The organism is Cedecea sp. FDAARGOS_727, assembly GCF_012273235.1.
Taxonomy (GTDB): Bacteria; Pseudomonadota; Gammaproteobacteria; order Enterobacterales; family Enterobacteriaceae; genus Cedecea; species Cedecea davisae.
Map to the genome: position 1 here is coordinate 1,531,405 of NZ_CP050966.1, position 26,205 is coordinate 1,557,609.

The following is a 26,205-nucleotide window of genomic DNA, read 5'->3' on the forward strand; positions in this document are numbered from 1 at the left end:
TTACCAAATTCATAGTGAGAGACCCGGAAGTATAACCATTCTTGTCACTCTTCGACACAAGGAGTTTCCATGGCAACGCGCATAGAATTTAGCCAGCACGGCGGGCCTGAAGTGCTGAAGTCGGTTGAATTTACACCGAAAGATCCTACAGAAAACGAAGTTCAGGTGGAGAATAAGGCGATAGGCATCAACTATATCGATACCTATATTCGCAGCGGACTTTACCCGCCTCCATCGCTGCCCAGCGGGCTGGGAACCGAAGCCGCAGGCGTTGTCAGTAAGGTCGGCAGCCAGGTCACGCACCTGAAAGTCGGCGATCGCGTTGTTTACGCCCAGTCAGGGCTGGGAGCCTACAGCAGCGTGCATAATGCTCCGGCCGACAAGGTCGCTAAAATTCCAGATGCTATCTCATTCGAACAGGCCGCGGCTTCGTTTCTGAAAGGCCTGACGGTGTTTTATCTGCTGCGCAAAACCTATGAAATCAAAGCCAACGAAACCTTCCTGTTTCACGCGGCGGCGGGCGGCGTGGGGCTGATTGCCTGCCAGTGGGCGAAAGCGCTCGGCGCGAAGCTGATTGGTACGGTGGGTTCCGCGCAAAAAGCCGAACGTGCTCAGCAGGCCGGGGCCTGGCAGACAATTAATTACCAGCACGAAAATATCTCTGAACGCGTGAAAGAGCTGACCGGCGGGAAAAAGGTAGCGGTGGTTTACGATTCGGTGGGTAAAGAGACCTGGGAAGCTTCGCTCGACTGCCTGCAGCGCCGCGGGCTGATGGTCAGCTTCGGCAATTCATCTGGCCCGGTGACCGGCGTCAACCTCGGCATTCTGAATCAGAAAGGGTCGCTGTACGTCACTCGCCCGTCTCTGAACGGCTATTTGACTACCCGAGCAGAATTTGACGAAGCCTGTAACGAGCTGTTTTCGCTAATTGCCAGCGGAGCAATCAAGGTGGATGTGGCTGAAAACCAGAAATTTGCGCTGAAGGATGCGGTGCTTGCTCACCGAACGCTGGAAAGCCGTGCAACTCAAGGCTCAAGTTTGTTGATCCCTTAGAAAGAATTAGGGCTTCCCGCAGGAAGCCCTTTCTTTTTTTGTTCGTGCCGTATGTAGGGTACAGCGCGATGAATTCTGTTACTGCGAAAAGATATTCTCAGATTTGATGGCTAATTGAAACGGCCCTGCCGGGATTAAGTGCAGGCTTGTGATCGGCTCCGCAATACCCAAATTAACCCGGCTTATTCCGTCTCTACGGCTACCGTTTGTCGGCTACCAGAGACAGCGCGTGTTCCACAACATCGATCCCTGCTCCGGCTTTGTGGGCATTTTCACTTAAATAGCGCCGCCACTGGCGCGCTCCCGGAATGCCCTGGAACAGACCGAGCATATGCCGGGTGACGTGGCCAAGATAAGTGCCGTTTGCCAGTTCGCGCTCAATATAAGGATACATCGCACGCACAACGGCAACCGGATCGCGGTCTTCTACGTCCGCGCCAAAAATCTCACGATCGACGGTGGTTAGCAGGCCAGGATTTTGATAAGCCTCACGCCCGACCATTACGCCATCCAGATGCTGGAGGTGCGTTTTGGCTTCTTCCAGCGTTTTTACCCCGCCGTTGATAGCCATCGTCAGGTGCGGGAAGTCGCGCTTAAGCTGATAAACGCGAGGATAGTCCAGCGGCGGTATTTCGCGGTTCTCTTTCGGGCTAAGGCCAGAAAGCCAGGCTTTACGCGCGTGGATGATAAACATCTCGCACTCGCCCTTACCGGCTACGGTGCCGATAAAGTCACACAAGAACTCGTAACTGTCCTGGTCATCAATACCGATACGGGTTTTTACCGTAACCGGAATCGAAACCACATCGCGCATCGCTTTTACGCAGTCGGCAACCAGCTGCGCGTCGCCCATCAGGCAGGCACCAAAGCGGCCATTTTGCACGCGGTCTGAAGGGCAGCCAACGTTGAGGTTGATTTCATCGTATCCCCTGGCTTCAGCAAGTTTTGCGCACTGAGCCAGCGCCTGTGGATCGCTACCGCCCAGTTGCAACGCGACGGGATGCTCCTCTTCGCTATAGGCCAGATAGTCCCCTTTGCCGTGAATGATCGCCCCGGTAGTCACCATTTCGGTGTACAGCAGCGTGTGGCGAGACAGCTGACGCAGGAAATAGCGGCAGTGGCGGTCGGTCCAGTCCAGCATCGGAGCAATAGAGAAACGATGCGGCTGGAAAGGAGTCTGGTTGCTTTGTGAGGACATACGTTTACGCGGGCTACGGTTTAAAAAGGGTCGCTACTATAGCATAAAGCAGCACCGGAGCATCTGCCTGCCCCGGTGAGCCTCATTAGAAAGTCACGCTCAGCTGTGCGCCTGCGCCCCAGGTCTTTTCTTCGCCGTACAATCCCATCAGATCGACATGTACGCGTTTGCCTGGCGCGAAGCCAACGCCGCCGGTGAAGACATTGCTGTCGTTGTTTTTCATATCCGCACGATAACCTGCCCGCAGCGCCAGCCAGGAAAGCGGCCTGACTTCTGCACCCACACCAACATATTGGGAATTAGCTTCGCTCTTGAAACCTTTCGTTTCGGTAAGGTCGCCGTCGGCGCTGAGCGTAACAAATTCGTTATGCCAGGCTACGCCAGCAGTCACCAGAGGGCTAATCTGGAAAGTATCTTTGTAGCTGCGGGTTTCACCGGTGCGCCCGTTGGTGATGCGAATATCTTTGGTGTCGATATCGCGTGAAACCAGGTTCTGACCGCTCAGACCTACGGTCCAGTTTTGCCCTAAGTCTGCGGCAACGCCCGCATCAAGGTTAAAGCCGGTATCGTCGTTGCGATATTGCCCTTTTTTCCAGTCACCGCTGTCATAGGAGTAAATCGAAGTCGTGTAATTATACAGCCAGGTTTTCTGCAGTTTTGGCGTCACGCCAACCGAAACCGGCACGCCGCCAACATCGAACTTATGCGCCAGAGCGATCCCGTAATCGGAAACAATTGCAGCCCGCCCGGAGGCAGTAGAATTCAGATTACTGGTGATACGGTTAGAACCATTAAGCGCGGCATCAATCGCCACGCTTCCTGCAACCAGGCTGGAGTTCTGAATACTGCGCAAATAGTCGATGTCGTTCTGGTCGATAGAAGAGCTGACTCTGGCCCGCGCGTAGGCTTTAGTGACGAAGGCGACGGACAGCGTGTCATTGGGAATGCTGACAGCGATACCTGCGGCAGCTTTAGCGTTTGCCGTTTCACCGCGTAAATCTTCCAGTTCACCGGCTAAATCGCCCGCCGCGCTGCGGAACTGATTTAATGTTCCGCCGGGATTTAAAATTATATCTCGCGGCGTTAACGACCCGATGGCGAGTTTATAGTTATCAACTTTGTCGCTGATATCATCAATTCTGTCCTGGAGATTGTCTTTATCGGTTATTTGCGCCCCCACCGTCGGGAGAATAACCGTAATATTGTCATCAGGTTGAGAGTTTGCTAATAACGCTGGGTTGATTAACACTCCGCTACCATAGTTGGCAGAGGCCACCCCTGTTCCGCCCATCGCATCGTTACGCGCTTCGGACCAGGTTCCTGCCGCCCCGGCCTGATTAGCAATAAATAACGTTGCGGCGAGTGTCGCCACCGAAGATTTTATTTTATTCATTCACAGCACGCCTGTCTGATTGTCAGATTAAGTAATTCACCCCTGACAGTTATGACTGAACAGAGGCGGACTATTGCTGTGAATAGCGCGATAAAAGGATGGATATTTAAGCCATCAGCATCCCCAATATATCCTTAGGGTTCGAGTCTTATTGTTTCCTTGCTAATTAATTTATAGTTTACCCTTGGGCTTTCGTGAAGGAAGACCGTTATGCGGCCCAAAGAATTGTGGCGGGTGGTCGATCCAGCGATCCTTACGCTGCATGGCATAAGACTGATTTAGCGGGTAATAAATTTTATTTTCAGCCTTATTCGCTTCCCCCACGACTAACAGTCGAACATCCTGCTCAGTATTATTAATGAAGGTATGGCAAATACCGGTTCCGGCGGGGAAACCGACGCTATCACCCGGTTCAAGCCGCCACAGGTGGCCGTTAATCCACACTTCAGGGTGCCCTTCGAGCACATAGGCAAACTCCTCTTCGCTGCTTTCTGCATGAGGGTAAGAGGTTCGTCTGCCGGGGGGAATACGCTCATGGTGAATGCCGAGTCGCGTCAGACCTAAATTCCGGGCCAGCGGAGCGCCAATGGAAAAGCGTTCCGGGCTGTCTGGGTAGCTCGAGTCATCTGCGCCTTCAAGTTCGCGCCAGTGGCGAATACAATCTGGTTTTTGCATAACATCCTCCGGGGTAGATAGGGTCATTATGTACCAGGATTCGGCGTTTTATCCGCATTATGGTAAAGTATCAGGTCAATGACCGGGAGAGGCTGATGGATACCACCACAACGCAAAACGTGTTAGCACAGGCAGAAAAGCTGTGCCTGCAACGCAATGTACGCCTGACGCCACAGCGTCTTGAGGTGCTGCGCCTGATGTCCGAGCAAACCGGAGCCATCAGCGCCTATGACCTGCTCGATCTCCTGCGCGTCAGTGAGCCTCAGGCGAAACCTCCGACCGTTTATCGTGCGCTGGACTTTCTGCTGGAGCAGGGCTTTGTGCATCGAGTGGAATCCAATAACAGCTATGTGCTGTGTAATTTCATCGAAAGCCCTACCCACTCTTCGGCCATGTTTATCTGCGACAGATGTGGCTCAGTGAAAGAGCAGACGGCTGAGGGTGTGGAAGATATTATGCAAAATCTTGCGTCAAAGATGGGATTTGCGCTGCGCCACAACGTGATTGAAGCGCATGGTTTATGCTGTGACTGCGCAGAAGTTGAAGCCTGTCGGCATCACGATGCCTGCGGCCACGACCACACGGTGCAATCCAAGAAAAAACGTTAGAAGGGTTGGTACATCCTTGTACCCGGGTAGGATAGCCTGTGAGCATTAGCACATTTGAGAGGCTGGCAGGCTACCAGCGATAGTCATTCCTGGACTCCCAGTCCTTCACTTCTTTCTCTGCCTGGTCTTTGGCATAGCCGTAGCGTTCCTGGATTTTACCCACCAGCTGGTCACGCTTACCTTCGATAACGGTCATATCGTCATCGGTCAGCTTGCCCCATTTTTCTTTAACCGTACCTTTGAACTGTTTCCAGTTACCGCCGAGTTCGTCCTTATTCATAGTCGTCTCCTCATCGTTCGGTTTAGGTTCTGAACATATCAGCCGTTGGGTGCTTTCCTTTGAACAGTCACCCACTATCTGCTGAACGTGAGATTAATTGTAGTTAATGATTTCGACCTCTGGGAAAAACTAAGAATCTTTAACCATTCAGAGAGAAATCACTACTGCCTGCCGTCGGCGGGAAACCAGCTGTTGTTACGCCAGTGGCGACGCCAGATAAAACCAAGCGAAAGGCCGCGCAGCGCCAGAAACACCGCCAAAGCCAGCCACAGCGCATGGTTGCCAAAGAGAGGCAGTGTCAGCAAGGTTAGACCAAACCCCAGCGCCGCAACGGCCATGCTGTTACGCATTTCAGCCCCACGCGTAGCGCCGATAAACATTCCGTCCAGCAGGTAACACCAGACGCCAACAACCGGCAGTATGATTTGCCATGGCAGATAGCTATTCGCCAGTTGGCGTAGCTCTGGCAGCGAAGTCAGCATCGAGACTATCTGCTCGCCCGCCACGGCATAAACAGCGGCGAAAGCCAATGCAACCAGCCCGGCCTGCCTGCATGCTGCCCCCCAGACCTTGAGAAGCTGCCCGCGATTACGGGCGCCATACGCCTGCCCGGAATGCGCCTCAACGGCATAAGCAAATCCGTCCAGCGCGTAGGCGGTAAAGGTCAGCAGCGTCATCAAAACCGCATTCAGCGCGACAATTTCGCCCCCCAGCCGAGCGCCAAAAATGGTCATTGAGGCAAAGCAAACTTGCAGCAGAAGCGAGCGCAGCATGATGTCACGGTTGAGGGCCAGCAGCCTTCGCAGATCTCCTCGCCATGCCATCTTCAGGCATGACCAATCAATACCGCGCAGCTTTAACACCCTGTGTACCATCGCTAAGCCGATGATAAACGTCGCATACTCGGCAATAACGGTCGCCAGTGCGGCCCCCTGCACGTTCATATGCAGGCCCATGACAAGCCAAAGGTCGAGCACGATATTCAGCAGGTTACCCACCACCAGCAAAATAACCGGGGCGCGAGCGTACTGCACGCCGAGCAGCCAGCCCAGCAGCACCAGATTAGCCAGCGACGCCGGAGCGCTTAGCCAACGAATTTCAAGAAAACGCCGGGCCTGATAAAGCACCTCTTCGCTGCCGCCGACAATATGCAAAGCAAGACCGATTAGCGGCCCGCGCAGCACCATAATGGCCAAACCGGCTGCCAGCGCCAGTATCAGCGGCTGAAGCAAAGCGCGGGCGAGACGCAGCGGATCGTTAGCGCCAAACGCCTGAGCCGCAAGCCCGGTAGTGCTCATACGCAGAAACAGCAGCAGCATAAACAGGAAACTGGTCGCGGTTGCGCCTATCGCCACGCCGCCCAGATAGGTCGGGCTGTCGAGATGACCAATAACGGCGGTATCAACCAGCCCCAGCAGCGGCACCGTGATATTGGAGAAAATCATGGGAAGCGCAAGACGCCACAGCGCACTATCCGTCGACGAAAAAAATCGCATCAGAGTGACCCAGGAAAATAATGAGGGGGAATAGAGCGGGTGGTACGGCGTGTTACCGCACCACCGAAAGACGTGTTACAGCCATTCGCCGTTGCGGATTACGCCCACGGCCAGACCTTCAATGCTAAAGTTTTGCTCGCGCAGATCGACAACGATAGGCTGAAACTCGCTGTTTTCAGGCAGTAGCTGAACGGTGTTGCCCTGTTTTTTCAGACGTTTAACCGTCACTTCGTCGTCAATACGCGCCACCACAACCTGGCCATTACGTACGTCCTGCGTTTTATGCACCGCCAGCAGGTCACCATCCATAATGCCGATGTCTTTCATCGACATGCCGCTCACGCGCAGCAGGAAGTCGGCATTAGGTTTAAACAACGACGGATCGACCTGATAATGGCCTTCGATATGCTGCTGCGCCAGAAGCGGCTCACCGGCGGCAACGCGCCCGACCAGCGGCAGGCCGGTTTCTTCTTCAACCAGCAGGCGAATGCCGCGCGACGCGCCGGAAACAATCTCAATGACCCCTTTGCGGGCCAGCGCTTTGAGATGTTCCTCAGCGGCGTTTGGAGAACGGAACCCCAGACGTTGTGCAATCTCGGCGCGCGTAGGTGGCATGCCGGTTTGGTTGATATGATCCCGAATGAGATCAAACACCTCTTGCTGCCTGGTAGTTAGTGCTTTCATTCCGCCCCCTGGGTGTTTATACAGTTATGCTGTGAGTATATACAGCCCCGGGTGAATTTGAAACCACAAATTAAGCAAAAACCAGCCACTTAACCGATTATGGAAAGCCTATCGCAAATGTGACCAAAGCAGCGTGACCCAGGTGACAACCGCCAGGATAATCGCAATCAGTACGGCGGCAGATCCCATATCTTTGGCGCGCCCGGAAAGTTCGTGGTAGTCGGTGCCTACGCGGTCGACCAATGCCTCGATGGCGCTATTCAGAATTTCAACAATCATCACCAGCACCACGGAGCCAATCAGCAAAATGCGGGTGATCGGGTCAACGTCCAGCCAGCAGGCGATTATAATAGCAATTACCGCGGCCACGCCCTCCTGACGAAATGCAGCTTCGTTTATCCAGGCCGCACGCAGCCCCTTCCACGAGTAGCCTGCAGCCTTAATAATGCGGGTGATGCCGGTGGTATTATTCGCCATTCAAGGAAACCTTTTTAAATATTGAGCGTCAATGCTCATTGAGTCTAAATCGCAGCGCCACAGAAATTCCCCGGAGTTTCTGATATCCTTGCGGCGCATTTGCATTATTAACCTGAGGCTTTACATCATCTATGTCAGGCTGGCCAAGAATTTACTACAAATTACTGAATTTACCATTAAGTGTTCTGGTAAAAAGCAAGTCTATCCCGGCGGATCCACAAACCGAACTCGGTCTGGATCCCTCGCGCCCAATTATGTATGTCCTGCCTTATAACTCGAAGGCAGACCTACTGACCCTGCGCGCCCAATGCCTGGAGCATGACCTGCCCGATCCGCTGGAACCTCTGGAAATTGACGGCGCACTGCTGCCGCGCTACGTGTTTATTCACGGCGGGCCGCGCGTCTTTACTTACTACACGCCAAAAGAAGAGTCGGTAAAACTGTTCCACGATTATCTGGACCTGCACCGCAGCAATCCCGATCTCGATGTACAGATGGTGCCGGTTTCCGTGATGTTTGGCCGCTCACCCGGCCGCGAGAAAGGGGAAGTTAATCCTCCTCTGCGCACGCTCAACGGCGTACAAAAATTCTTTGCCGTTTCGTGGCTGGGTCGCGACAGCTTTGTGCGCTTCTCTCCCCCTGTTTCGCTGCGCCGTATGGCAACCGAACACGGCACCGACAAAATCATCGCCCAGAAGCTGGCTCGCGTCGCGCGTACCCACTTCGCTCGCCAGCGCTTAGCTGCCGTTGGGCCGCGCCTGCCGGTGCGTCAGGACTTGTTTAACAAGCTGCTGGCATCGAAAGCGATTGCACGTGCGGTAGAAGATGAAGCGCGCAGCAAGAAAATTTCTCACGAGAAGGCACAGCAGAATGCCGTCGCGCTGATGGAAGAGATTGCGGCTAACTTCTCCTATGAAGCCGTTCGCCTGACGGACCGCGTACTGGGGCTGACCTGGAACCGTCTCTATCAGGGCATTAACGTGCACAATGCCGAGCGCGTGCGCCAGCTTGCTCACGACGGCCACGAAATCGTCTATGTGCCGTGCCACCGCAGCCACATGGACTACCTGCTGCTCTCTTACGTGCTTTACCACCAGGGGCTGGTGCCGCCGCATATCGCCGCCGGTATTAACCTGAACTTCTGGCCAGCAGGCCCGATATTCCGCCGCCTGGGTGCGTTCTTTATTCGCCGAACCTTTAAGGGCAACAAGCTCTACTCTACGGTATTCCGCGAGTACCTCGGCGAGCTATTCAGCCGCGGCTATTCGGTTGAGTATTTCGTGGAGGGGGGGCGCTCACGTACCGGCCGCCTGCTTGACCCGAAAACCGGCACCCTGTCGATGACCATTCAGGCCATGCTGCGCGGTGGCACCCGCCCTATTACTCTGGTGCCGATTTATATCGGCTACGAGCATGTGATGGAGGTCGGAACCTACGCCAAAGAGCTGCGCGGCGCGACCAAAGAGAAAGAAGGCTTTATGCAAATGGTCCGCGGTCTGAGCAAGCTGCGTAATCTGGGTCAGGGCTATGTGAACTTCGGTGAACCGCTGCCGCTGATGACCTATCTGAATCAGCACGTTCCTGAGTGGCGCGACTCTATCGACCCAATCGAATCGATTCGCCCGGCCTGGCTGACGCCGACGGTTAATGAAATTGCGGCTGACCTGATGGTGCGCATCAACAACGCAGGCGCGGCAAATGCCATGAACCTGTGCTGTACCGCACTGCTCGCTTCGCGCCAGCGTTCTCTTACCCGCGAACAGCTGACCGAACAGCTGGACTGCTACCTGAATCTGCTGCGTAACGTGCCTTATTCTCCGGACGCGACGGCGCCAACGGTCACCGCCGATGCGCTTATCGACCACGCGTTGCAGATGAACAAGTTCGAAGTTGAGAAAGACACCATCGGCGACATCATCATTCTGCCGCGCGAGCAGGCAGTGCTGATGACCTATTACCGCAACAACATCATGCACATGCTGGTGCTGCCTTCGCTGATGGCCTCTATTATCACCCAGCATCGCCATATCTCGCGTGCCGAGCTGCTGCGTCAGATAGAAGTTATTTATCCGATGCTTAAGGCCGAACTGTTTCTGCGCTGGGAGAAGAGCGAGTTGGGCGCTGAAATCGATGCAATGATTGCGGAGATGGAGCGTCAGGGGCTGGTTGTCGTTGCCAATGATGAAGTGCAGATCAATCCGAACCGCTCACGCACCTTGCAGCTTCTGGCGGCGGGCGTGCGCGAGACTATCCAGCGTTATGCCATTACCTTCTGGCAGTTGAGCGCCAACCCGGCGATTAACCGCGGCACCCTGGAGCGCGAAAGCCGCACCGTGGCGCAGCGTTTGTCGGTCCTGCACGGTATTAACGCCCCGGAATTCTTTGATAAAGCCGTCTTCACCTCGCTGGTACTGACCCTGCGCGATGAAGGCTACATCAGCGATACCGGCGACGCGGATGCGGCCGAAACCATGAAGGTTTACCAGATGCTGGCAGATCTCGTTACCTCGGACGTGCGCCTGACCATTGAGAGCGCGGCGTCCCAGGACGCGGTTTCTTAAAATGCAAAAAGGCGGGTGAGAAACCCGCCTTTTTTATTGTTGGCCCGAATCAGAAGTGCAGGTAGCTGAGCACCAGCCCGATAAACAACACCAGACCCACATAGTTATTATTCATAAACGCTTTAAAGCAGCCTTCACGTTCACGTTTGGCAATCAGCTTCTGCTGGTGAACAAACAGCCCGCCGGCCAGTAGAATCGACCAGTAAAATGTGCCGCCCAGACCGTTTAGCCAGCCAACCATCGCCATCAGCACCATCGTGGCAACCTGCAAAATCCCGATAATCAGTTTGTCATTACGGCCAAACAAAATTGCCGTCGATTTAATGCCAATTTTCAGGTCATCATCGCGGTCAACCATCGCGTATTGCGTATCGTAAGCTACCGCCCAGCAAATATTCGCCAGGAACATCAGCCAGCAGCTCAGCGGCACGGACTCACTAACCGCGGCAAACGCCATGGGAATGGACCAGCCAAACGCCGCTCCCAGCACCACCTGCGGCAGATGGGTGTAGCGCTTCATAAACGGATAAATCCAGGCCAGCGCCAGCGCCGCAACGGACAGCAAAATCGTCATCGTGTTCAGCGTCAGCACCAGCACAAAAGCCAGCGCCACCAGCACCACAAATAGCGTGCGGGCTTCTTTCTCGCTTACCGCTCCGCTGGGTATTGGGCGCTGAGCCGTACGCTTAACGTGACCGTCAAATTTGCGATCCGCATAATCATTAATCACGCAGCCCGCGGCGCGCATCAGCCAGACTCCGGCAATAAATACCGCCAGAATTGTCAGCGGCGGCATGCCCGGCGAAGCGACCCACAGCGCCCACAACGTCGGCCACAGCAGCAGCAGCGCGCCTATCGGCTTATCGGTACGCATCAGCCGGTGGTAAGCCAGAAGTTTTTCCTGGCTCAAACTCCATTCCATTATTTTTCCTCCTCATACAGCGGAGACGCTGGCAGGAACAGTTCGGTAAGCAGCAGTGGCTTGCCGGAGAGCCTCAGGCGGGAGCGACGCCCCCACAGTTCGGCGCTGCGGCCAACCTGGATATAATCTCGCGTCAGGGTCGATGAGCTAAACAAGTAGCGGCCCAGCGGCGTGCTACCCAGCTTCTGCAACGCGAGTTCCGGCCCGTCGAGCGTGGTTTCTGGCACTACGGTGCGACCAAGCAGCCATGGCACCTCATCCCCGCAGAGAATGATTTCCCGCAGCCAGTAGCGCCCGGTATGGGGCAGCAGTTCAGCCTCGGGCACATCATCGCTATTCGGGTCGATAAAACCTTCACGCACAATGCGTACGGTAACTTTTGAGCAGTGCTGTTCGAAGCGCTTCGTCATCGAATCTTCCAGCAGCAGCCAGTCGAGATAAGCGGAGCTAAGCCCTTGCGGGACCTCCGTAAAGAAATTCAGAGCGCGCAAAGGCGACAGCGCGTCGGACATGGGGATGCTCTCCGATACATAACCTGAAGGCATTGTAACGCAGAACGCCGCCGTGCGGCAGGCAATGGCAACACTGGCCGTAAATATCGCAACAATTGAGCAACAGCAGCTCAAAGCCCGTCGGGCTACGGAGAAAAAAAAGGTGCGCCGGAGCGCACCAATACTTCAAGCATCAGCAACGTGGGGAGATGGTTACCCCTTGCCTTTTACACTGCTGATAAAAGTTTTACGGGCGGAGGTGGAACCCAGGCGCTCGGCTTCATTCAGCAGTTTCAGGGCTTTATCGATGTCGCCTTTATCCACAGCCTGTTTAATCGCGTGGTTAAAATAGCTTTCAGTATCGTTGAGCACCGGCTCACTCTTCGCGGCAGGTGCCGGAGCAGGTGCTGCCACAGGTGCAGAAGCGGCGGTCGGTGCGGAGTAAGCCGTCGGAGGAGCGACGTTGCCTACCACAACAGGTTTGGCATCGGACCCGCCGAAGATCTTGCCAATCATGATGTTGCCGCTGTTTTGTTCAGTTTTGACTTGTACCGTCAGCGCGCCCTGCCCGGCGTGGCGGGCAACCGGGTCAGCAACATCAGGAATGGCGTTGCTTGCTCCCTCAGCGTAGAGCTTCGCCGGGTTAATCATACGGGTAGTTTCGGTCAGATCGCGTTTGGTGGTGTACACCAGCATATAGATCTGTTTCTGGCCCATCATCGGGGTCAGTTTCATGACGTTTTCCAGACGGTTGCCGGAGGTCATTCCCGGTTTTTGATACTGGAAATAGCTGCTCGGGAAGAAAGCAGAAGGCTGCATTTGAGCGTCAAGAATCAATACGTTTGGTGCGTAAACGCTTAAGTCTTTCACCACGCTGGAGAGCGTAATTTCGAGCGAGCCCTGATCGGCTGGCAGCACGAAGGCGGCTACGCCCCCGGTAAGGTCACCCGCGTTAATACTGGCCGATGACGCATCCAGAACAACATTCTGGCTGACTGGCGGCATCAGAGGTATCCACGGCAGACTCTGTAATTTTTCCGCAGGAATAGCCGGTGCGGTTGAGACGTTTTGTGGGTTAATCGCGGTATTCGCAGCAAAAGCAGCCGGCACGGACGATAAGCCCAGAACAGGAAGCAGGCAAAGCGCAAGAAGATGTTTTTTCATTGTTTTATCCTCGAAGCGAACCCGCCTCCTTCAGGCAAAAAAGAGACGGGTCAGGCATGTGAAACTGGCGGGTGCTAAGCACCCGCGCAGCGGGTTAACTTACCACCAGGCTTCCATCTGGATCCCGAAGGTCACTTCGCTATCGTTGCCGCGGCTAAAGGTACGGGCGCTGGTATCGCTGAAAGCAATACCGGATGGCGTATTCGCGACGTAGTTAGCATCGCTGGCATTGCTGGAGGAATAACCCCACTTCTCATCCCACTTGGCATAGGTCGCGAAGACGCGGATAGCCGGACGAGACCAGATGCTGTTGCCCGCCTGCCACTGCTGCGCCAGGGTAATTTTGTACTGGTTGTTGCTCTTGTCGGTCAGCTGAGACTTCACGTTGTCGTAGCCCGCTTCCAGCAGGGTGCTCATGATTGGCGTCCATTTGTACATTGGGCGCACGCCAACGGTCCACCATTTGGTGCCGTTGTTATCATCACGGTTGAGATCCTGGTACATACCTACGTACATCAGGCCCCAGGTATCGTTGAAGTCGATAGCACCGTGGTCGATCACGCGCAGCATTTTGCCGTCGTTGTTTCTGGAAGTATCCGGACGACCGGTACCGTTGGTTTGCGCCATCGCGTTAGTACCGTACTGCACCACAAATTTGTTCAGGCTGGTACCAAGGAAGGTCTGGGTATGTTCCACGGTACCCAACCAACCGTTTTTAGTCGCATCCTGCACGCCAAAATCGTAGTGCTTGGTGGTGTTGGCGCGACCGTAGTCAAAACCAACTTCCAGAGAACCACCTGGGTTAACTTGCATCTGGCCTAAACGCACGTCGAAGATATCGTTCGCCAGATCTTTGTTTTTGGTTTGGCCGTTGATAAAGGCCTCTGAACCACCGGCTTCACCATTACGGGTTGCAGCCAGGGAGATTTTACCGAAGCCCAGGTCGATATCTTCGATACCGCCGCCAGGGCCTGAAATATCCCAGTAGTAGAAGTCAATCATGTGGACGTCATGACGTTTGTAGTAACGTTTACCTGCCCAAATATTCGCACCCGGCAGCGCGTCGATCAGGTTTTTACCCACAACGTTCATCTGGCGCACGCGTGGGCCGCCGTCGGTGTCTTCAACGTCGTTCAGCTGGCTGGTGGCGTAACCGATCATGGTGTCAACGTAGAAGCTTTTTTCACCTTCTTGCCAAACTTGCTGACCTAATTCAACTTCAGCATAAGTTTCGCATTCGTTACCCAGACGGTATTTAGAACCCGCGCCTGTCGCTTTAAAACACTGCTGCTCGCCGCCGCTACCTGTCCAGCCAATACCAGAACGTGCATAACCCTTGAAATCAACGGCGCCGGCCTGTGCAGACACGATACCTGCAATAACGGCAACCGCCAGTGGGAGTTTGCGCAGAGTAATCATCATTCTATCTCCTGAGATCATTGCTTTTCTTTTTTATGGGAATGCTTAAACGCCGGGCTCTTGATGCAACCGACGACATGCGGTGCCATCTTCTCGGAACAGATGGCAACGCTCTGGCGGCAGGCCAATAGCGAATGTGGCACCCTCTTTTACCAACACCACGTCATTCTGGCGGTAGACCAGGTTCTGACGAATGGCGGGGATTTGGATGTGGATCTGAGTCTCATGTCCCAACTGCTCAACGACCTGCACTTCCCCTTCCAGGGTGACATCAGCAATGTCGCTCGGCAGCAGGTGTTCCGGGCGGATGCCAAGTGACATATTGGCCCCCACCTGAACATCGCGGCTTTCCACCGGCAGCCATACGTGCTGGCGGTTCGGCAATTCCACCTGCACCTGGTCAATGGCCGTAGCGGTCACTTTTACCGGCAGGAAGTTCATCTTCGGTGACCCGATAAAGCCCGCCACGAAGCGGTCTGCCGGGTAGTGGTACAGCTCTAACGGTTTGCCGACCTGCGCTACGCGCCCGGCATCCAGCACCACAATTTTGTCGGCCAGGGTCATCGCTTCCACCTGGTCATGGGTCACGTAAATCATCGTGCGGCCCAGCCGCTTGTGCAGACGGGAAATCTCAATGCGCATCTGTACGCGCAGCGCCGCATCAAGGTTTGAAAGCGGCTCATCCAGCAGGAAGACTCGCGGCTCGGCCACCAGGGTACGGCCAATCGCCACGCGCTGACGCTGCCCGCCGGAAAGCGCCTTCGGGCGGCGCTCCAGTAGATGCGCGAGCTGTAAGGTTTCGGAAACCTGAGTGACGCGCTGGTTGATATCGTCTTTTTTTGCCCCGGCAAGCTTCAGGCCAAAAGACATGTTTTCCGCGACAGAAAGATGGGGGTAGAGGGCATAGGACTGGAACACCATCCCGACGCCACGCTCGGCGGGAGGAATGTCATTCATGCGTTTTTCACCAATCAGCAGTTCGCCGCTGGTGATGGTTTCCAGGCCCGCAATCATACGCAGCAGAGTTGACTTACCGCAGCCAGAAGGTCCGACAAAAACCACGAACTCTCCTTCATTGATGTCGAGATTAATATCTTTCGATACCACCACGTCACCCCAGGCTTTTGTTACGTTCCGCAGCTGTACGCTTGCCATTACCACTCCCTTATTACTGCCGCCTGCCGCCGGGCAGGTGATTCAAGATGTGTCCGACTATGAGGGATGGCTACATTTGGTAAATCCTCCACCCTTCGGCTTTTTTGTGGGGGAGGAGGCGGGAGGATGAGAGAGGGGTATCTGCAACCGGTTACAGGCACGGCAAGGGATTTTCGTGATCGTGGCGTCAGTTTTCAGCGCGTTTTTATGTGCTCCAGGACACATAACGGCCAGTTATGCAAAGCAGATCACAGATAACCACCCAGGGGCGTAGAGCAAAGGAGGATGAGAAGCGCTTGCCATCTCCGCAGACTTAACAACGTTAATCTGCACTACCCTATAAAGCGCAAACCACCACTCAAAGGATGGGAACATGAAAATTAAAACCGGCGCCCGCATTCTCGCCCTGTCAGCTCTGACAACGATGATGCTTTCCGCCTCTGCACTGGCAAAAATCGAAGAAGGCAAACTGGTCATCTGGATTAACGGCGATAAAGGCTACAACGGCCTGGCCGAGGTCGGTAAGAAATTTGAGAAAGATACCGGTATTAAAGTCACCATCGAACATCCTGATAAACTTGAAGAAAAATTCCCACAGGTGGCAGCAACGGGTGACGGTCCGGATATCATCTTCTGGGCACACGACCGCTTTGGCGGGTATGCGCAGTCTGGCCTGCTGGCCGAAATTACCCCTGATAAAGCCTTCCAGGACAAACTCTACCCGTTCACCTGGGACGCGGTTCGCTACAACGGCAAATTCATCGCTTATCCGGTTGCGGTAGAAGCCCTGTCGCTGATTTATAACAAAGATCTGGTGCCAAACCCGCCGAAAACCTGGGAAGAAATCCCGGCACTGGATAAGTCGCTGAAGGCAAAAGGCAAGAGCGCCCTGATGTTCAACCTGCAAGAACCGTACTTCACCTGGCCGCTGATTGCAGCGAACGGCGGTTACGCCTTCAAGTTTGAAAACGGCAAGTACGACGTGAAAGATGTTGGCGTAGACAGTGCGGGCGCAAAAGCGGGTCTCGGCTTCCTGGTTGATATGATCAAGAACAAAGAGATGAATGCCGACACCGACTACTCCATCGCCGAGGCGGCCTTTAACAAAGGCGAAACCGCGATGACCATCAACGGCCCGTGGGCCTGGTCCAACATCGACAAGAGCAAAATCAACTACGGCGTCACGCTGCTGCCAACCTTTAAAGGCAAGCCGTCTAAACCGTTTGTTGGCGTACTCAGCGCGGGGATTAACGCCGCCAGCCCGAATAAAGAACTGGCGAAAGAGTTCCTTGAAAACTACCTGCTCACCGACCAGGGTCTGGCCGATGTGAACAAAGACAAACCGCTCGGCGCGGTGGCGTTGAAATCCTTCCAGGAACAACTGGCAAAAGATCCTCGTATTGCCGCCACCATGAATAACGCCCAGAAAGGCGAAATCATGCCGAATATTCCTCAGATGTCTGCCTTCTGGTATGCGGTGCGTACCGCTGTAATCAACGCCGTTAGCGGCCGCCAGACCGTTGATGCTGCGCTGAAGGATGCTCAGGGACGTATCACTAAGTAAGCCTTGCCCCTCACCCCGACCCTCTCCCCACAGGGGAGAGGGGGAATTCGGTTGGGTTTCAGCTCTCTCCCTCAGGGGAAGACGGAAATAAAAAGTCAGGCCCTTTCTGTTCCCTCTCCCCCGTGGGGAGAGGGTTAGGGTGAGGGGAAACAATACGCTGTAGAGGAAGACCCCATGGATGCAGTTAAAAAGAGTCGCTGGTGGCAAAGCGAGGGACTGAAGTGGTCAGTCATCGGCGCGTTAGCCCTGCTGGTGGGCTATCTTGTGGTTTTAATGTACGCCCAGGGGGAGTACCTGTTCGCCATTATGACGCTGATATTAAGCTCACTTGGCCTCTATATTTTCGCCAACCGTAAGACCTACGCATGGCGCTATGTTTACCCCGGTATGGCCGGTATGGGGCTGTTCGTCCTGTTTCCGCTTATTTGCACCATCGCCATCGCCTTCACCAACTACAGCAGCACCAACCAGCTGACATTTGAACGCGCCCAGCAGGTACTTTTGGACCGCCAGTATCAGGCAGGCAAAACCTTCAATTTCGGCCTTTACCCGGAAGGAAGCGAATGGAAGTTAGCGCTTACTGACGGAGAAACCGACACTCATTATGTCTCCGATAAATTTGATTTTGGCGGCGAGCAAAAAATTCAGCTAAAACAGGCTGACGCCCTGCCGGAAGGCGAGCGCGGTAACCTGCGTGTGATTACCCAAAACCGCCAGGCGCTCGGCCAGATAACCGCCGTCCTGCCGGATGAAAGCAAAGTAGTGATGAGTTCATTACGCCAGTTCTCCGGCACGCGTCCGCTCTATACCCTGGCGGCCAACGGCGAGCTAACCAATAACCAAAGCGGCGTAAAATACGCGCCAAATGAGCACATCGGCTATTACCAGGCGATTAACGCCGACGGCAGCTGGGCCGGTGAACAGCTAAGCCCCGGCTACACCGTTACCATCGGCTGGAAAAACTTCCTGCGGGTGTTCCACGACGACGGCATCCAGAAACCGTTCCTCGCCATCTTCGTCTGGACGGTTATCTTCTCTGTACTGACGGTGATTCTGACCGTTGCGGTCGGCATGGTGCTGGCCTGCGTGGTGCAGTGGGAATCGCTGAAAGGCAAAGCCGCTTACCGCCTGCTGTTGATCCTGCCGTATGCGGTGCCTTCGTTTATTTCGATTTTGATTTTCAAAGGCTTGTTCAACCAAAGCTTCGGCGAAATCAACATGATGCTGAGCGCGCTGTTTGGCATTAAACCGGCATGGTTTACCGACCCGATAACCGCCCGCTCGATGATAATCATCGTCAATACCTGGCTTGGCTATCCGTACATGATGATTTTGTGCATGGGGCTGCTGAAGGCCATTCCCGATGACCTCTATGAGGCCTCGGCCATGGACGGCGCGGGGCCGTTCCAGAACTTCTTTAAAATTACTTTGCCGCTGCTTATCAAGCCGCTAACGCCGCTGATGATTGCAAGCTTTGCGTTTAACTTTAACAACTTTGTGCTTATCCAGCTGTTGACCAACGGCGGGCCGGACAGACTTGGCACCACCACGCCAGCTGGCTATACCGACCTGCTGGTGAGCTACACCTATCGCATCGCCTTTGAGGGCGGCGGCGGCCAGGACTTCGGCCTCGCCGCGGCTATCGCTACGCTTATCTTCCTGCTGGTTGGGGCGCTGGCCATTGTGAACCTGAAAGCCACCCGCATGAAGTTTGATTAAGGAACCTGACTATGGCTATGGTGCAACCCAAATCTCAAAAGCTGCGTCTGTTTGTCACGCATCTGCTGCTGCTGTTATTTATTGCGGCAATCATGTTCCCGCTGCTGATGGTTATTGCCATTTCGCTGCGGCCCGGCAACTTCGCCACCGGCAGCCTGATCCCCGATCAGGTTTCGTGGGAGCACTGGAAGCTGGCGCTTGGCTTTAGCGTCGAGCATGCAGATGGCCGCGTGACGCCGCCGCCGTTCCCGGTCCTGCTGTGGCTGTGGAACTCGGTAAAAATTGCCGGCATTACGGCGATTAGCATCGTCGCCCTTTCTACCACCTGCGCTTACGCCTTCGCCCGCATGCGCTTCCCAGGGAAAGCGACGCTGCTGAAAGGCATGCTCATTTTCCAGATGTTCCCTGCGGTGCTGTCGCTGGTGGCGCTGTATGCCCTGTTTGACCGCCTGGGTCAGTACATTCCGTTTATCGGCCTGAATACCCACGGCGGGGTTATCTTTGCTTATCTGGGCGGGATTGCGCTGCACGTCTGGACGATTAAAGGCTACTTCGAAACCATCGACGGTTCGCTGGAAGAAGCCGCCGCGCTGGACGGAGCAACGCCGTGGCAGGCGTTCCGACTGGTGCTGCTGCCGCTATCGGTGCCGATTCTGGCGGTGGTGTTTATTCTTTCGTTTATCGGCGCGATTACCGAAGTGCCGGTGGCTTCTTTACTGCTGCGCGACGTGGACAGCTATACGCTGGCCGTAGGTATGCAGCAATACCTCAACCCGCAAAACTACCTGTGGGGCGACTTTGCCGCCGCGGCGGTACTCTCCGCTATTCCGATTACCCTTGTGTTCCTGCTGGCGCAGCGCTGGCTGGTTAGCGGCCTGACCGCTGGCGGGGTGAAAGGTTAAAGTTTATCCCTGAAAGTCACTTGCTTCATCTTTATGCCATACCACTGCAACCCTCACTTTGACCTTCGTAATACTTCAGGCGGCCTACGGGCCGCCCTTTTTTATTCGCGTTTCAGGCGCTGGCTGTTGCAAAGCCAGAGGGTTATCACCAGCAGCAGGATCGCACCGGAGTAGATAAGAACATCGCTCGGCGACTTATGATCGATGATGATCAGCCGCACAATCGCGGTAATGCCGATATAGATGAAGTAGCGCAGCGGGAAGTGATAGCCCGACTGAAAATACTTCACTATCAAGGCGATAAATTCAAAATAGAGGAAATAGACCACCAGCCCTTCGATAAACAGATAGGAGCTGGCCTCATCGCCCGGCGTAAACAGCACAGTGGCAAGGTGAATAGTCTCTTTGCCGAGGAAGATAATCAGGATCAGGCCCAGCGCAAGCAGGCCAAGGTTAAGTACCGTCTGCATGACGGTAGAGATCCAGGCAAAACGCGGTGTCGCAGGCATAACAGCCTCTCATTATTATTGTGGTATCAGGAGGCTGTTATACGTTGAAAGTGTGATCTGGATCTAGCTTATTTACTTATCCTCACTAACGGAAATTCTCGCTGCGATCGCTGGTGACGCCGTAGAGATCGAACTTACGGCCCAGCATCTGCCCGCCGTCACGCGTCAGCGGCGTCCAGGTCACCTGCGCGCGGCTGCGGGTTGGGTAGGCGGAGAAGATATCCAGTGGGACGTTGATGTAGAAGCCTTTAGTAAAGTCCCCTTCCCCGTACTCTTTCTTCGATACGTTGGTGATGGTGGCATAAGTGCCAACTACCACGCCGCTGTCGAAGTGTTTGGAGATCTCCAGCGTGCCGCCCTTATCCTGCGCCAGATATTGGCCGATGCTGAGTTTCACTAAAACATCCTGAGCAAATGGCGGCGTCCAGTAGCCGGTGATATGCCCGGTTTTGGCGCTGTAGTCGGTAAACTTCATCATATCCTGCGAGCTGCGCCAGTCGCGCTGCTTCACATAGTTGCCGTTCACGCCAATTGCCCAGTTGCTGTACACCGGGCGATAAAGCAGTTCGGCCCCCGCACCGCCGTACATGGTTTCCAGATAGCCCGCATAAACCTGTCCGTAAACGCCATGGCCGAAGTACTGGAAGTAGTTAGCCTGTAGATTATTGATATAGACGTCATTCTCTACATACTCACGCACATGCGTACGCACGCGCGGCAGCGAAGAGTCATTTGGCGGGTTGGTGTAATTGAATTTGTCGTAGTTATTCGCCACGTTGGCAAAGATGCTGCCGCTGGTTAACAGATGATCCGTCAGCCAGAAATCAGCATTGCCCATTATCCCGACCTGGTACATATAGAAGCTTTCCGGGCCGCCGATAGATTGGTTGAGAATCGGGTCTATCGAATAGTTGAAGCGTGATTTCTCAATGTAGTAGCCCTGTTCGGTGCTGTCCGGCACAATCGGCTCAACGCGTTTTTGCACCAACTCTGTTTCATGCCCGAGCGGCTCACCGGCAAGGTGATTGCGCAGGCTGGCAACGTCGGTTTCGGTTGTCACCTGCGGCATATTGATGCGGCTTTCGGTAATGCGAATGGTGCGAATATTGTCCGGCAGATTATTCATCACGATGCGGTTTGCACGTTCGATACCTTCCCGGGAGTTGCGGTATTTCACCTGCTCTCCCGTGACATACAGCGTGTCACCTTTGATCTGAATATTTGGATTAGCCAGCCCGGCGTTGTATTTCAGGTCCGTAAGCTGGTTCGCCACCACGCTATGTTGCAGGATTTCATCCTGCGGGTGAGGCTGGTATTCAGGGCGACGAGCGTCGTTATAGCCTGGTTTCAGCTTATTGAAATTGGTTCGCAGCGTGACGCCAAACATAAAAGTATTGCCGCGTTCATAGCTCATGTTCACATCGGCCCAGTCGGTCACGCGGTAGATTGCACCGACGTTTACGCTGCTGCGCTGCTCTATTTTCCTCGCGAATTCATGGCTGTAGTTGTTGCCTTCATACTCCACTTTCAGGCGCAGCGGCTGCCAGGGTGTCTGATATTCCACGCCGCCAAACAGCGAGGTTGGGCCGTGGAACATGTTGCTGAAGTCAAACGAGCCGGCCATGTTATAGCTGTTATCGCGGTAGCAATATTTATTGCTGTATTCGCACAGCGGGTTCTTGATGTTGCCGCTGGTGCCTAAATAGCCCCAGCCCATGCCCAGGCTGAAATCGAACGGGCCCCAGCCTTTGCTTGCCACCACATATTCGCCGTCAAACAGGCCGGTGCCGCCTAAATCGCGTATCCCAGCAGAAACCTGCGGCAGCCAGTAATTCTCTTCCCAAAGCCGCAGCTTGACGTCGAAGGCCTTATCTTTATAGGTCTGGTCGCCCGAGAATGCCTGCACGCTGCTGTAGCGTCGAGTACGCACGTCGGTATAACGCAGCGTGGTTTCCAGCCACGGGAACAGCTGCATCGAGGCCGAATAGAAGCGGTACTGATCGTTATCGCGATAGTTGAGGTTAAACTCCCCTTCCGGTGCCATGCGGGCGGTAGGCGTTTGCAGCAGCCCAACGCCGCCAAAGTCAGCCTGAGAGGGACCAACGGGTGCCGGATACGTTTCGGCGCGGCAGGCGGTAGTCACGGCCAGCGCAATCAGACTATACAGGTAACGTTTTTTCATTAATCCGGTATCCGATGGGTCAGGGAATTAAGAATTTGCTGGTTCAGCTCGTCAAAAGTGGAGCTGAAAAGATGGCTGGAGAAACCAACAAAAATAATGCTGCCGGGAGAGGGTTCGATATGGCGCCTGTTCCAGTAAGCCACCGGCGCTTTTTCCGTTTTGCCGTCGGGATAAATAACCCAGGCATAACTGTTATCCGCCCCGCTGAGGAGGCTAGTTTCGTCAAGGTATTCATCGACGCTGCGCCCCGGCTTGAACGGCTTAACGCCCGGCGCGCTGACCAGCCCCGCCAGCGTAATCGTCGTCGGTTGAGGGCCGGTCCACAGGCTGTATTCCCCCTGCAGCGGCACGTTGGCCTGCGGGCGCAGACGAACCCAGTCAGGGTCAAGGTTCACAAACTGCCGCCCGGTGACATGAATTGCGTTCAGCTGCTGGCGCAGCCCGTTAATGGCCGCCCCGTCATCGCCGCCTTCATCAGCGGCCAGCTCGCCAAGGCGGGTCAGCAGCTGCTGGTTTTTTTGCTCCTGAACGGCTGTTGCCTGCCGCTCGCTAATTACCGCCGCGGGCCACCAGCTGCGGCTGAGATCGGGGCGTGTGACTAAATCGGCAAGCCGCCCGGCATCGTTGATGACTACCGGCTGGGCCTGCGGGGTGGCATAAACGGTAACGGTGCTTTCGGCATAGCCAAATGGGCTTATGAAGGCCAGCGCGAGGAAGATTTTTTTCATTGCTTTGCCGCCTTCACAAGAAGCGTGGTAATCGGCCAGTAGCCCGGACCAAGGTACTGTTTTGATTTACGGATTTGTCCGTCATCATCAACCCAATAGCGGTTAGTCCAGCTTTTACCCAACGCGGTGACTTCTTCTTCCAGCACCCGAACTTTGGTGACGCTGCTACCGACTTTTATCGTGTCGGTGCCGTCATAGCAGAAGGTCGAGCTGGCGGTGGCATAGCGCACCTGCTGATGCTCGGTCCATGCAATCTGCCGCGTCCAGCCGGCGCCTTCGGTTATCTGTTTTACCTTCGCCAGAGGGTCATTACCCAGGTTCGTTGTCTCGGTCAGGTTGTCGCCAAGCCCGCTGGTTTTCACGATGCGTCCATTCTGCGTGACGATAACCGCCCGGTCCTGGGTGACCCATTTCTGCTGGTCATTTTCGTTGTAGGCCAGCACCACAAAAAGCTGCGGACCGTTGTTAATACTCATGTACTGGCTGGCGTAGCGCATCCCGGCGATTTCATCATCGGTGAGCTGCACGCCACCCCCTCCGGCAACGCTGTGCCAGAGCGAGGCACCAAGCCCCCGGGTTGTAGCTGAGCAGCCCTGAAGTAACAGGCAGACAAAAAGTATTGCGAGTCGCGACACGATGATTCCCCGGTTTAAAATAACCACACCGAAGTGTGGTTATGGTTAAAAACACCCGCAGCGTTAGCGGGTGGTGGTGCTGGTGGTGGTGGTTGTGGTGGTCCCGGTGTTAGAACCGTCGCCGCCACCGGTTGCGGCTAGCGCCACACCGACCGCCGACCCAACAGTGCTGGCGCTGGTTGCAGCGGAACTGCCTGCAGACACAGAGGTCGCCTGCGCGCCGGCCGCATCACCCACTGCTACAGGGTCAGCATTCGCCGCGCCGGCGGCTGCCAGCGTAAATATGGCTAAAGCGCCATAAAGGGTTTTTCTCATCACAATTTCCCTTCATTGAATGAATGGAGATTTGCCCGAAAAGGCTTTCAGGCGCCATCGAGTATACACAACACAATGTGATGATCCGGCTTGCGGGAAATAAGGAGTGAACTTTAAGAAAAAGAGTAAAAAACAAAAATGAAGAGTTATTTAATTAAAAATAAGACAATATAAAACATAGCATTACGATTATTTTACAAAGAAGTATAATTCCAATTACTCTTAAATTTAATACCTGTGTTTATTGATGACAATCTAATTTTAGGATTAACCTCAGGCTGGAAAAATCATAAATTATGACGGCAAGGGGATAACTCTTATAAAAAATATGCCAGCACGAGGCTGGCATATTTCACACTCAGGTCTTAATTAATCACGCCAGGACTTATAGCGGTTAATCAGGCCGTTGGTAGAGCTGTCGTGGCTCTCGATTTGCTTATCGTCGCCCAGTTCCGGCAGGATGCGGTTAGCCAGCTGCTTGCCAAGCTCTACGCCCCACTGGTCAAAGGTGAAGATGTTCAGGATTGCGCCCTGGGTGAAGATCTTGTGCTCATACAGCGCGATCAGCGCGCCAAGGCTGAACGGAGTGATTTCACGCAGCAGAATGGAGTTGGTTGGTCGGTTGCCTTCAAACACCTTGAACGGCACAACATGATCCAGGGTTGCAGGATCTTTACCCTGGTCGCGATATTCCTGCTCAACCACTTCGCGAGATTTGCCGAACGCCAGCGCTTCGGTCTGCGCGAAGAAGTTAGACAGCAGCTTAGGATGATGGTCGGACAGCGCGTTGTGGCTAATGGCCGGTGCGATAAAGTCGCAAGGAACCATTTTGGTGCCCTGGTGAATCAGCTGATAGAACGCGTGCTGGCCGTTAGTGCCCGGCTCGCCCCAGATGATTGGGCCAGTCTGGTAGTCTACCGCGTTGCCATTACGGTCAACGTACTTGCCGTTAGACTCCATGTTGCCCTGCTGGAAATAAGCAGCAAAGCGGTGCATGTATTGGTCGTACGGCAGAATCGCTTCAGTTTCGGCGCCGAAGAAATTGTTGTACCAGATACCAATCAGCGCCAGCAGCACCGGCAGGTTCTGCTCGGCTGGCGTGGTGCTGAAGTGTTTGTCCATGGCATGCGCGCCGGAAAGAAGTTCAACAAAGTTGTCGAAGCCAACGGACAGGATGATGGACAGGCCAATCGCGGACCACAGGGAATAACGACCGCCCACCCAGTCCCAGAACTCGAACATGTTGGCAGTGTCGATACCGAACTCGCCTACGGCTTTACCGTTGGTAGACAGCGCGGCGAAGTGTTTCGCTACGTGTTTTTCATCACCGGCGGCACGCAGGAACCAGTCACGCGCGCTGTGGGCGTTGGTCATGGTTTCTTGAGTGGTAAAGGTTTTTGAAGCCACCAGGAACAGCGTTGTTTCCGGGTTAATCTTTTTCAGCACTTCGGCGATGTGGGTGCCATCGACGTTGGAAACAAAGTGCATATTGAGGTGGTTTTTGTACGGACGCAGCGCTTCGGTCACCATGAATGGGCCGAGGTCGGAGCCGCCGATACCGATGTTAACTACGTCGGTAATTGCTTTGCCGGTGTAACCTTTCCAGCTGCCGCTGATAATGCTTTCAGAGAAGGCTTTCATCTTCTCCAGCACCGCGTTCACTTCCGGCATCACGTCTTTGCCGTCTACCACAATCGGCGTATTGCTGCGGTTACGCAGGGCAACGTGCAGCACCGCACGGTCTTCGGTGCGGTTGATTTTTTCACCGGCGAACATGGATTTGATGGCGCTTTGCAGGTCGGTCTCTTTTGCAAGAGCCTGCAGTTTTTCGAGGGTTTCGGTCGTGATGCGGTTTTTGGAGAAGTCCACCAGCATTAAATCATCGAAGGTGGCGGAGAATTTGGTGAAGCGGTCGTTATCTTTCGCGAAAAGCTCGGAGAGAGTAACGTCTTTCATCTCATCGTAGTGTTTCTGGAGCGCCTGCCAGGCAGAGGTCTGCTTCGGGTTGATGTTTTTCATAGCAATACTCTTCTGATTTGAGAATTGTGACTTCGGTCGATTGTAGCGCCTGCAGG

Annotated in this window: 24 protein-coding genes; 6 read left to right on the forward strand and 18 right to left on the reverse strand. The window is 54.5% G+C overall.

Going from position 1 to position 26,205, the window contains the following annotated elements; genetic code table 11:
- The first annotated feature begins 69 nt into the window (after positions 1–69).
- Complete coding sequence (locus FOC35_RS07405; RefSeq protein WP_016517433.1) at positions 70–1,053, forward strand: quinone oxidoreductase; 984 nt, start codon at positions 70–72, stop codon at positions 1,051–1,053.
- A gap of 199 nt (positions 1,054–1,252) precedes the next feature.
- On the opposite strand, the gene dusA is transcribed toward FOC35_RS07405, so the two are convergent.
- The 3 genes from dusA to FOC35_RS07420 form a co-directional block, all read right to left on the reverse strand.
- The gene (gene dusA, locus FOC35_RS07410) at positions 1,253–2,251 is read right to left on the reverse strand and encodes a tRNA dihydrouridine(20/20a) synthase DusA (protein ID WP_039897800.1); all 999 of its coding nucleotides are present in this window, start codon (positions 2,249–2,251) and stop codon (positions 1,253–1,255) included.
- A gap of 85 nt (positions 2,252–2,336) precedes the next feature.
- Positions 2,337–3,644, reverse strand: coding sequence for a conjugal transfer protein TraF (locus tag FOC35_RS07415; protein WP_172568576.1), 1,308 nt, complete (start codon positions 3,642–3,644; stop codon positions 2,337–2,339).
- Positions 3,645–3,815: 171 nt separating this feature from the next.
- On the reverse strand, positions 3,816–4,319 hold the full coding sequence (locus FOC35_RS07420; protein WP_172568577.1) for a cupin domain-containing protein: 504 nt from the start codon (positions 4,317–4,319) through the stop codon (positions 3,816–3,818).
- 95 nt (positions 4,320–4,414) lie between these two features.
- On the opposite strand from FOC35_RS07420, the gene zur reads away from it, so the two are divergent.
- Positions 4,415–4,927: a zinc uptake transcriptional repressor Zur gene (gene zur / locus FOC35_RS07425; protein ID WP_172568578.1), complete on the forward strand. Its 513-nt coding sequence runs from the start codon at positions 4,415–4,417 to the stop codon at positions 4,925–4,927.
- 70 nt (positions 4,928–4,997) lie between these two features.
- Here zur and FOC35_RS07430 read toward each other — a convergent pair whose 3' ends face one another.
- The 4 genes from FOC35_RS07430 to FOC35_RS07445 form a co-directional block, all read right to left on the reverse strand.
- Positions 4,998–5,207 carry a CsbD family protein gene (locus FOC35_RS07430; RefSeq protein ID WP_016517428.1) on the reverse strand — a complete coding sequence of 70 codons (210 nt, stop codon included), beginning with the start codon at positions 5,205–5,207 and terminating at the stop codon, positions 4,998–5,000.
- A 161-nt stretch (positions 5,208–5,368) separates the two neighbouring features.
- Positions 5,369–6,703: an MATE family efflux transporter DinF gene (gene dinF, locus FOC35_RS07435; protein WP_172568579.1), complete on the reverse strand. Its 1,335-nt coding sequence runs from the start codon at positions 6,701–6,703 to the stop codon at positions 5,369–5,371.
- 75 nt (positions 6,704–6,778) lie between these two features.
- Positions 6,779–7,387, reverse strand: coding sequence for a transcriptional repressor LexA (lexA, locus tag FOC35_RS07440; protein ID WP_016517426.1), 609 nt, complete (start codon positions 7,385–7,387; stop codon positions 6,779–6,781).
- Positions 7,388–7,495: 108 nt separating this feature from the next.
- Positions 7,496–7,864 (reverse strand): diacylglycerol kinase, encoded by a 369-nt coding sequence (locus FOC35_RS07445; RefSeq protein WP_016517425.1) that lies wholly within the window; start codon positions 7,862–7,864, stop codon positions 7,496–7,498.
- A gap of 131 nt (positions 7,865–7,995) precedes the next feature.
- Between FOC35_RS07445 and plsB the strand changes: the two genes are divergently transcribed.
- Positions 7,996–10,425: a glycerol-3-phosphate 1-O-acyltransferase PlsB gene (gene plsB, locus FOC35_RS07450; protein ID WP_172568580.1), complete on the forward strand. Its 2,430-nt coding sequence runs from the start codon at positions 7,996–7,998 to the stop codon at positions 10,423–10,425.
- 49 nt (positions 10,426–10,474) lie between these two features.
- Here plsB and ubiA read toward each other — a convergent pair whose 3' ends face one another.
- The 5 genes from ubiA to malK all read right to left on the reverse strand — a co-directional run bounded on the left by ubiA (position 10,475) and on the right by malK (position 15,576).
- On the reverse strand, positions 10,475–11,347 hold the full coding sequence (gene ubiA / locus FOC35_RS07455) for a 4-hydroxybenzoate octaprenyltransferase (protein ID WP_016517423.1): 873 nt from the start codon (positions 11,345–11,347) through the stop codon (positions 10,475–10,477).
- Entirely contained in the window at positions 11,347–11,859 is a 513-nt protein-coding gene (ubiC, locus tag FOC35_RS07460; RefSeq protein ID WP_016517422.1) for a chorismate lyase, read from the reverse strand. Before ubiC ends, ubiA begins: the two co-directional genes overlap by 1 nt.
- A 192-nt stretch (positions 11,860–12,051) precedes the next feature.
- Positions 12,052–13,002 (reverse strand): maltose operon protein MalM, encoded by a 951-nt coding sequence (gene malM / locus FOC35_RS07465; RefSeq protein ID WP_172568581.1) that lies wholly within the window; start codon positions 13,000–13,002, stop codon positions 12,052–12,054.
- A 99-nt stretch (positions 13,003–13,101) separates the two neighbouring features.
- On the reverse strand, positions 13,102–14,442 hold the full coding sequence (locus FOC35_RS07470) for a maltoporin (RefSeq protein ID WP_016517420.1): 1,341 nt from the start codon (positions 14,440–14,442) through the stop codon (positions 13,102–13,104).
- Between the two features lie 24 nt (positions 14,443–14,466).
- Positions 14,467–15,576 (reverse strand): maltose/maltodextrin ABC transporter ATP-binding protein MalK, encoded by a 1,110-nt coding sequence (malK, locus tag FOC35_RS07475; protein WP_016517419.1) that lies wholly within the window; start codon positions 15,574–15,576, stop codon positions 14,467–14,469.
- 373 nt (positions 15,577–15,949) lie between these two features.
- On the opposite strand from malK, the gene malE reads away from it, so the two are divergent.
- The 3 genes from malE (at position 15,950) to malG (ending at position 19,761) form a co-directional block, all read left to right on the forward strand.
- The gene (gene malE / locus FOC35_RS07480) at positions 15,950–17,140 is read left to right on the forward strand and encodes a maltose/maltodextrin ABC transporter substrate-binding protein MalE (protein WP_172568582.1); all 1,191 of its coding nucleotides are present in this window, start codon (positions 15,950–15,952) and stop codon (positions 17,138–17,140) included.
- Between the two features lie 174 nt (positions 17,141–17,314).
- Entirely contained in the window at positions 17,315–18,859 is a 1,545-nt protein-coding gene (gene malF, locus FOC35_RS07485) for a maltose ABC transporter permease MalF (protein WP_172568583.1), read from the forward strand.
- Positions 18,860–18,870: 11 nt separating this feature from the next.
- Positions 18,871–19,761 carry a maltose ABC transporter permease MalG gene (gene malG / locus FOC35_RS07490; protein WP_172568584.1) on the forward strand — a complete coding sequence of 297 codons (891 nt, stop codon included), beginning with the start codon at positions 18,871–18,873 and terminating at the stop codon, positions 19,759–19,761.
- Between the two features lie 101 nt (positions 19,762–19,862).
- Here malG and psiE read toward each other — a convergent pair whose 3' ends face one another.
- From psiE to pgi, 6 genes are all read right to left on the reverse strand, one after another.
- The gene (psiE, locus tag FOC35_RS07495) at positions 19,863–20,270 is read right to left on the reverse strand and encodes a phosphate-starvation-inducible protein PsiE (RefSeq protein WP_016517415.1); all 408 of its coding nucleotides are present in this window, start codon (positions 20,268–20,270) and stop codon (positions 19,863–19,865) included.
- Positions 20,271–20,355: 85 nt separating this feature from the next.
- On the reverse strand, positions 20,356–22,452 hold the full coding sequence (locus tag FOC35_RS07500; protein ID WP_172568585.1) for a YjbH domain-containing protein: 2,097 nt from the start codon (positions 22,450–22,452) through the stop codon (positions 20,356–20,358).
- Positions 22,452–23,180 carry a capsule biosynthesis GfcC family protein gene (locus FOC35_RS07505; RefSeq protein WP_172568586.1) on the reverse strand — a complete coding sequence of 243 codons (729 nt, stop codon included), beginning with the start codon at positions 23,178–23,180 and terminating at the stop codon, positions 22,452–22,454. The genes FOC35_RS07500 and FOC35_RS07505 overlap by 1 nt, the downstream gene beginning before the upstream one ends.
- The gene (locus FOC35_RS07510; protein ID WP_172568587.1) at positions 23,177–23,815 is read right to left on the reverse strand and encodes a YjbF family lipoprotein; all 639 of its coding nucleotides are present in this window, start codon (positions 23,813–23,815) and stop codon (positions 23,177–23,179) included. The genes FOC35_RS07505 and FOC35_RS07510 overlap by 4 nt, the downstream gene beginning before the upstream one ends.
- Before the next feature lie 63 nt (positions 23,816–23,878).
- Positions 23,879–24,130: an exopolysaccharide production protein YjbE gene (gene yjbE, locus FOC35_RS07515; RefSeq protein ID WP_008455862.1), complete on the reverse strand. Its 252-nt coding sequence runs from the start codon at positions 24,128–24,130 to the stop codon at positions 23,879–23,881.
- Positions 24,131–24,499: 369 nt separating this feature from the next.
- The gene (pgi, locus tag FOC35_RS07520) at positions 24,500–26,149 is read right to left on the reverse strand and encodes a glucose-6-phosphate isomerase (RefSeq protein ID WP_172568588.1); all 1,650 of its coding nucleotides are present in this window, start codon (positions 26,147–26,149) and stop codon (positions 24,500–24,502) included.
- Between the last annotated feature and the right edge of the window lie 56 nt (positions 26,150–26,205).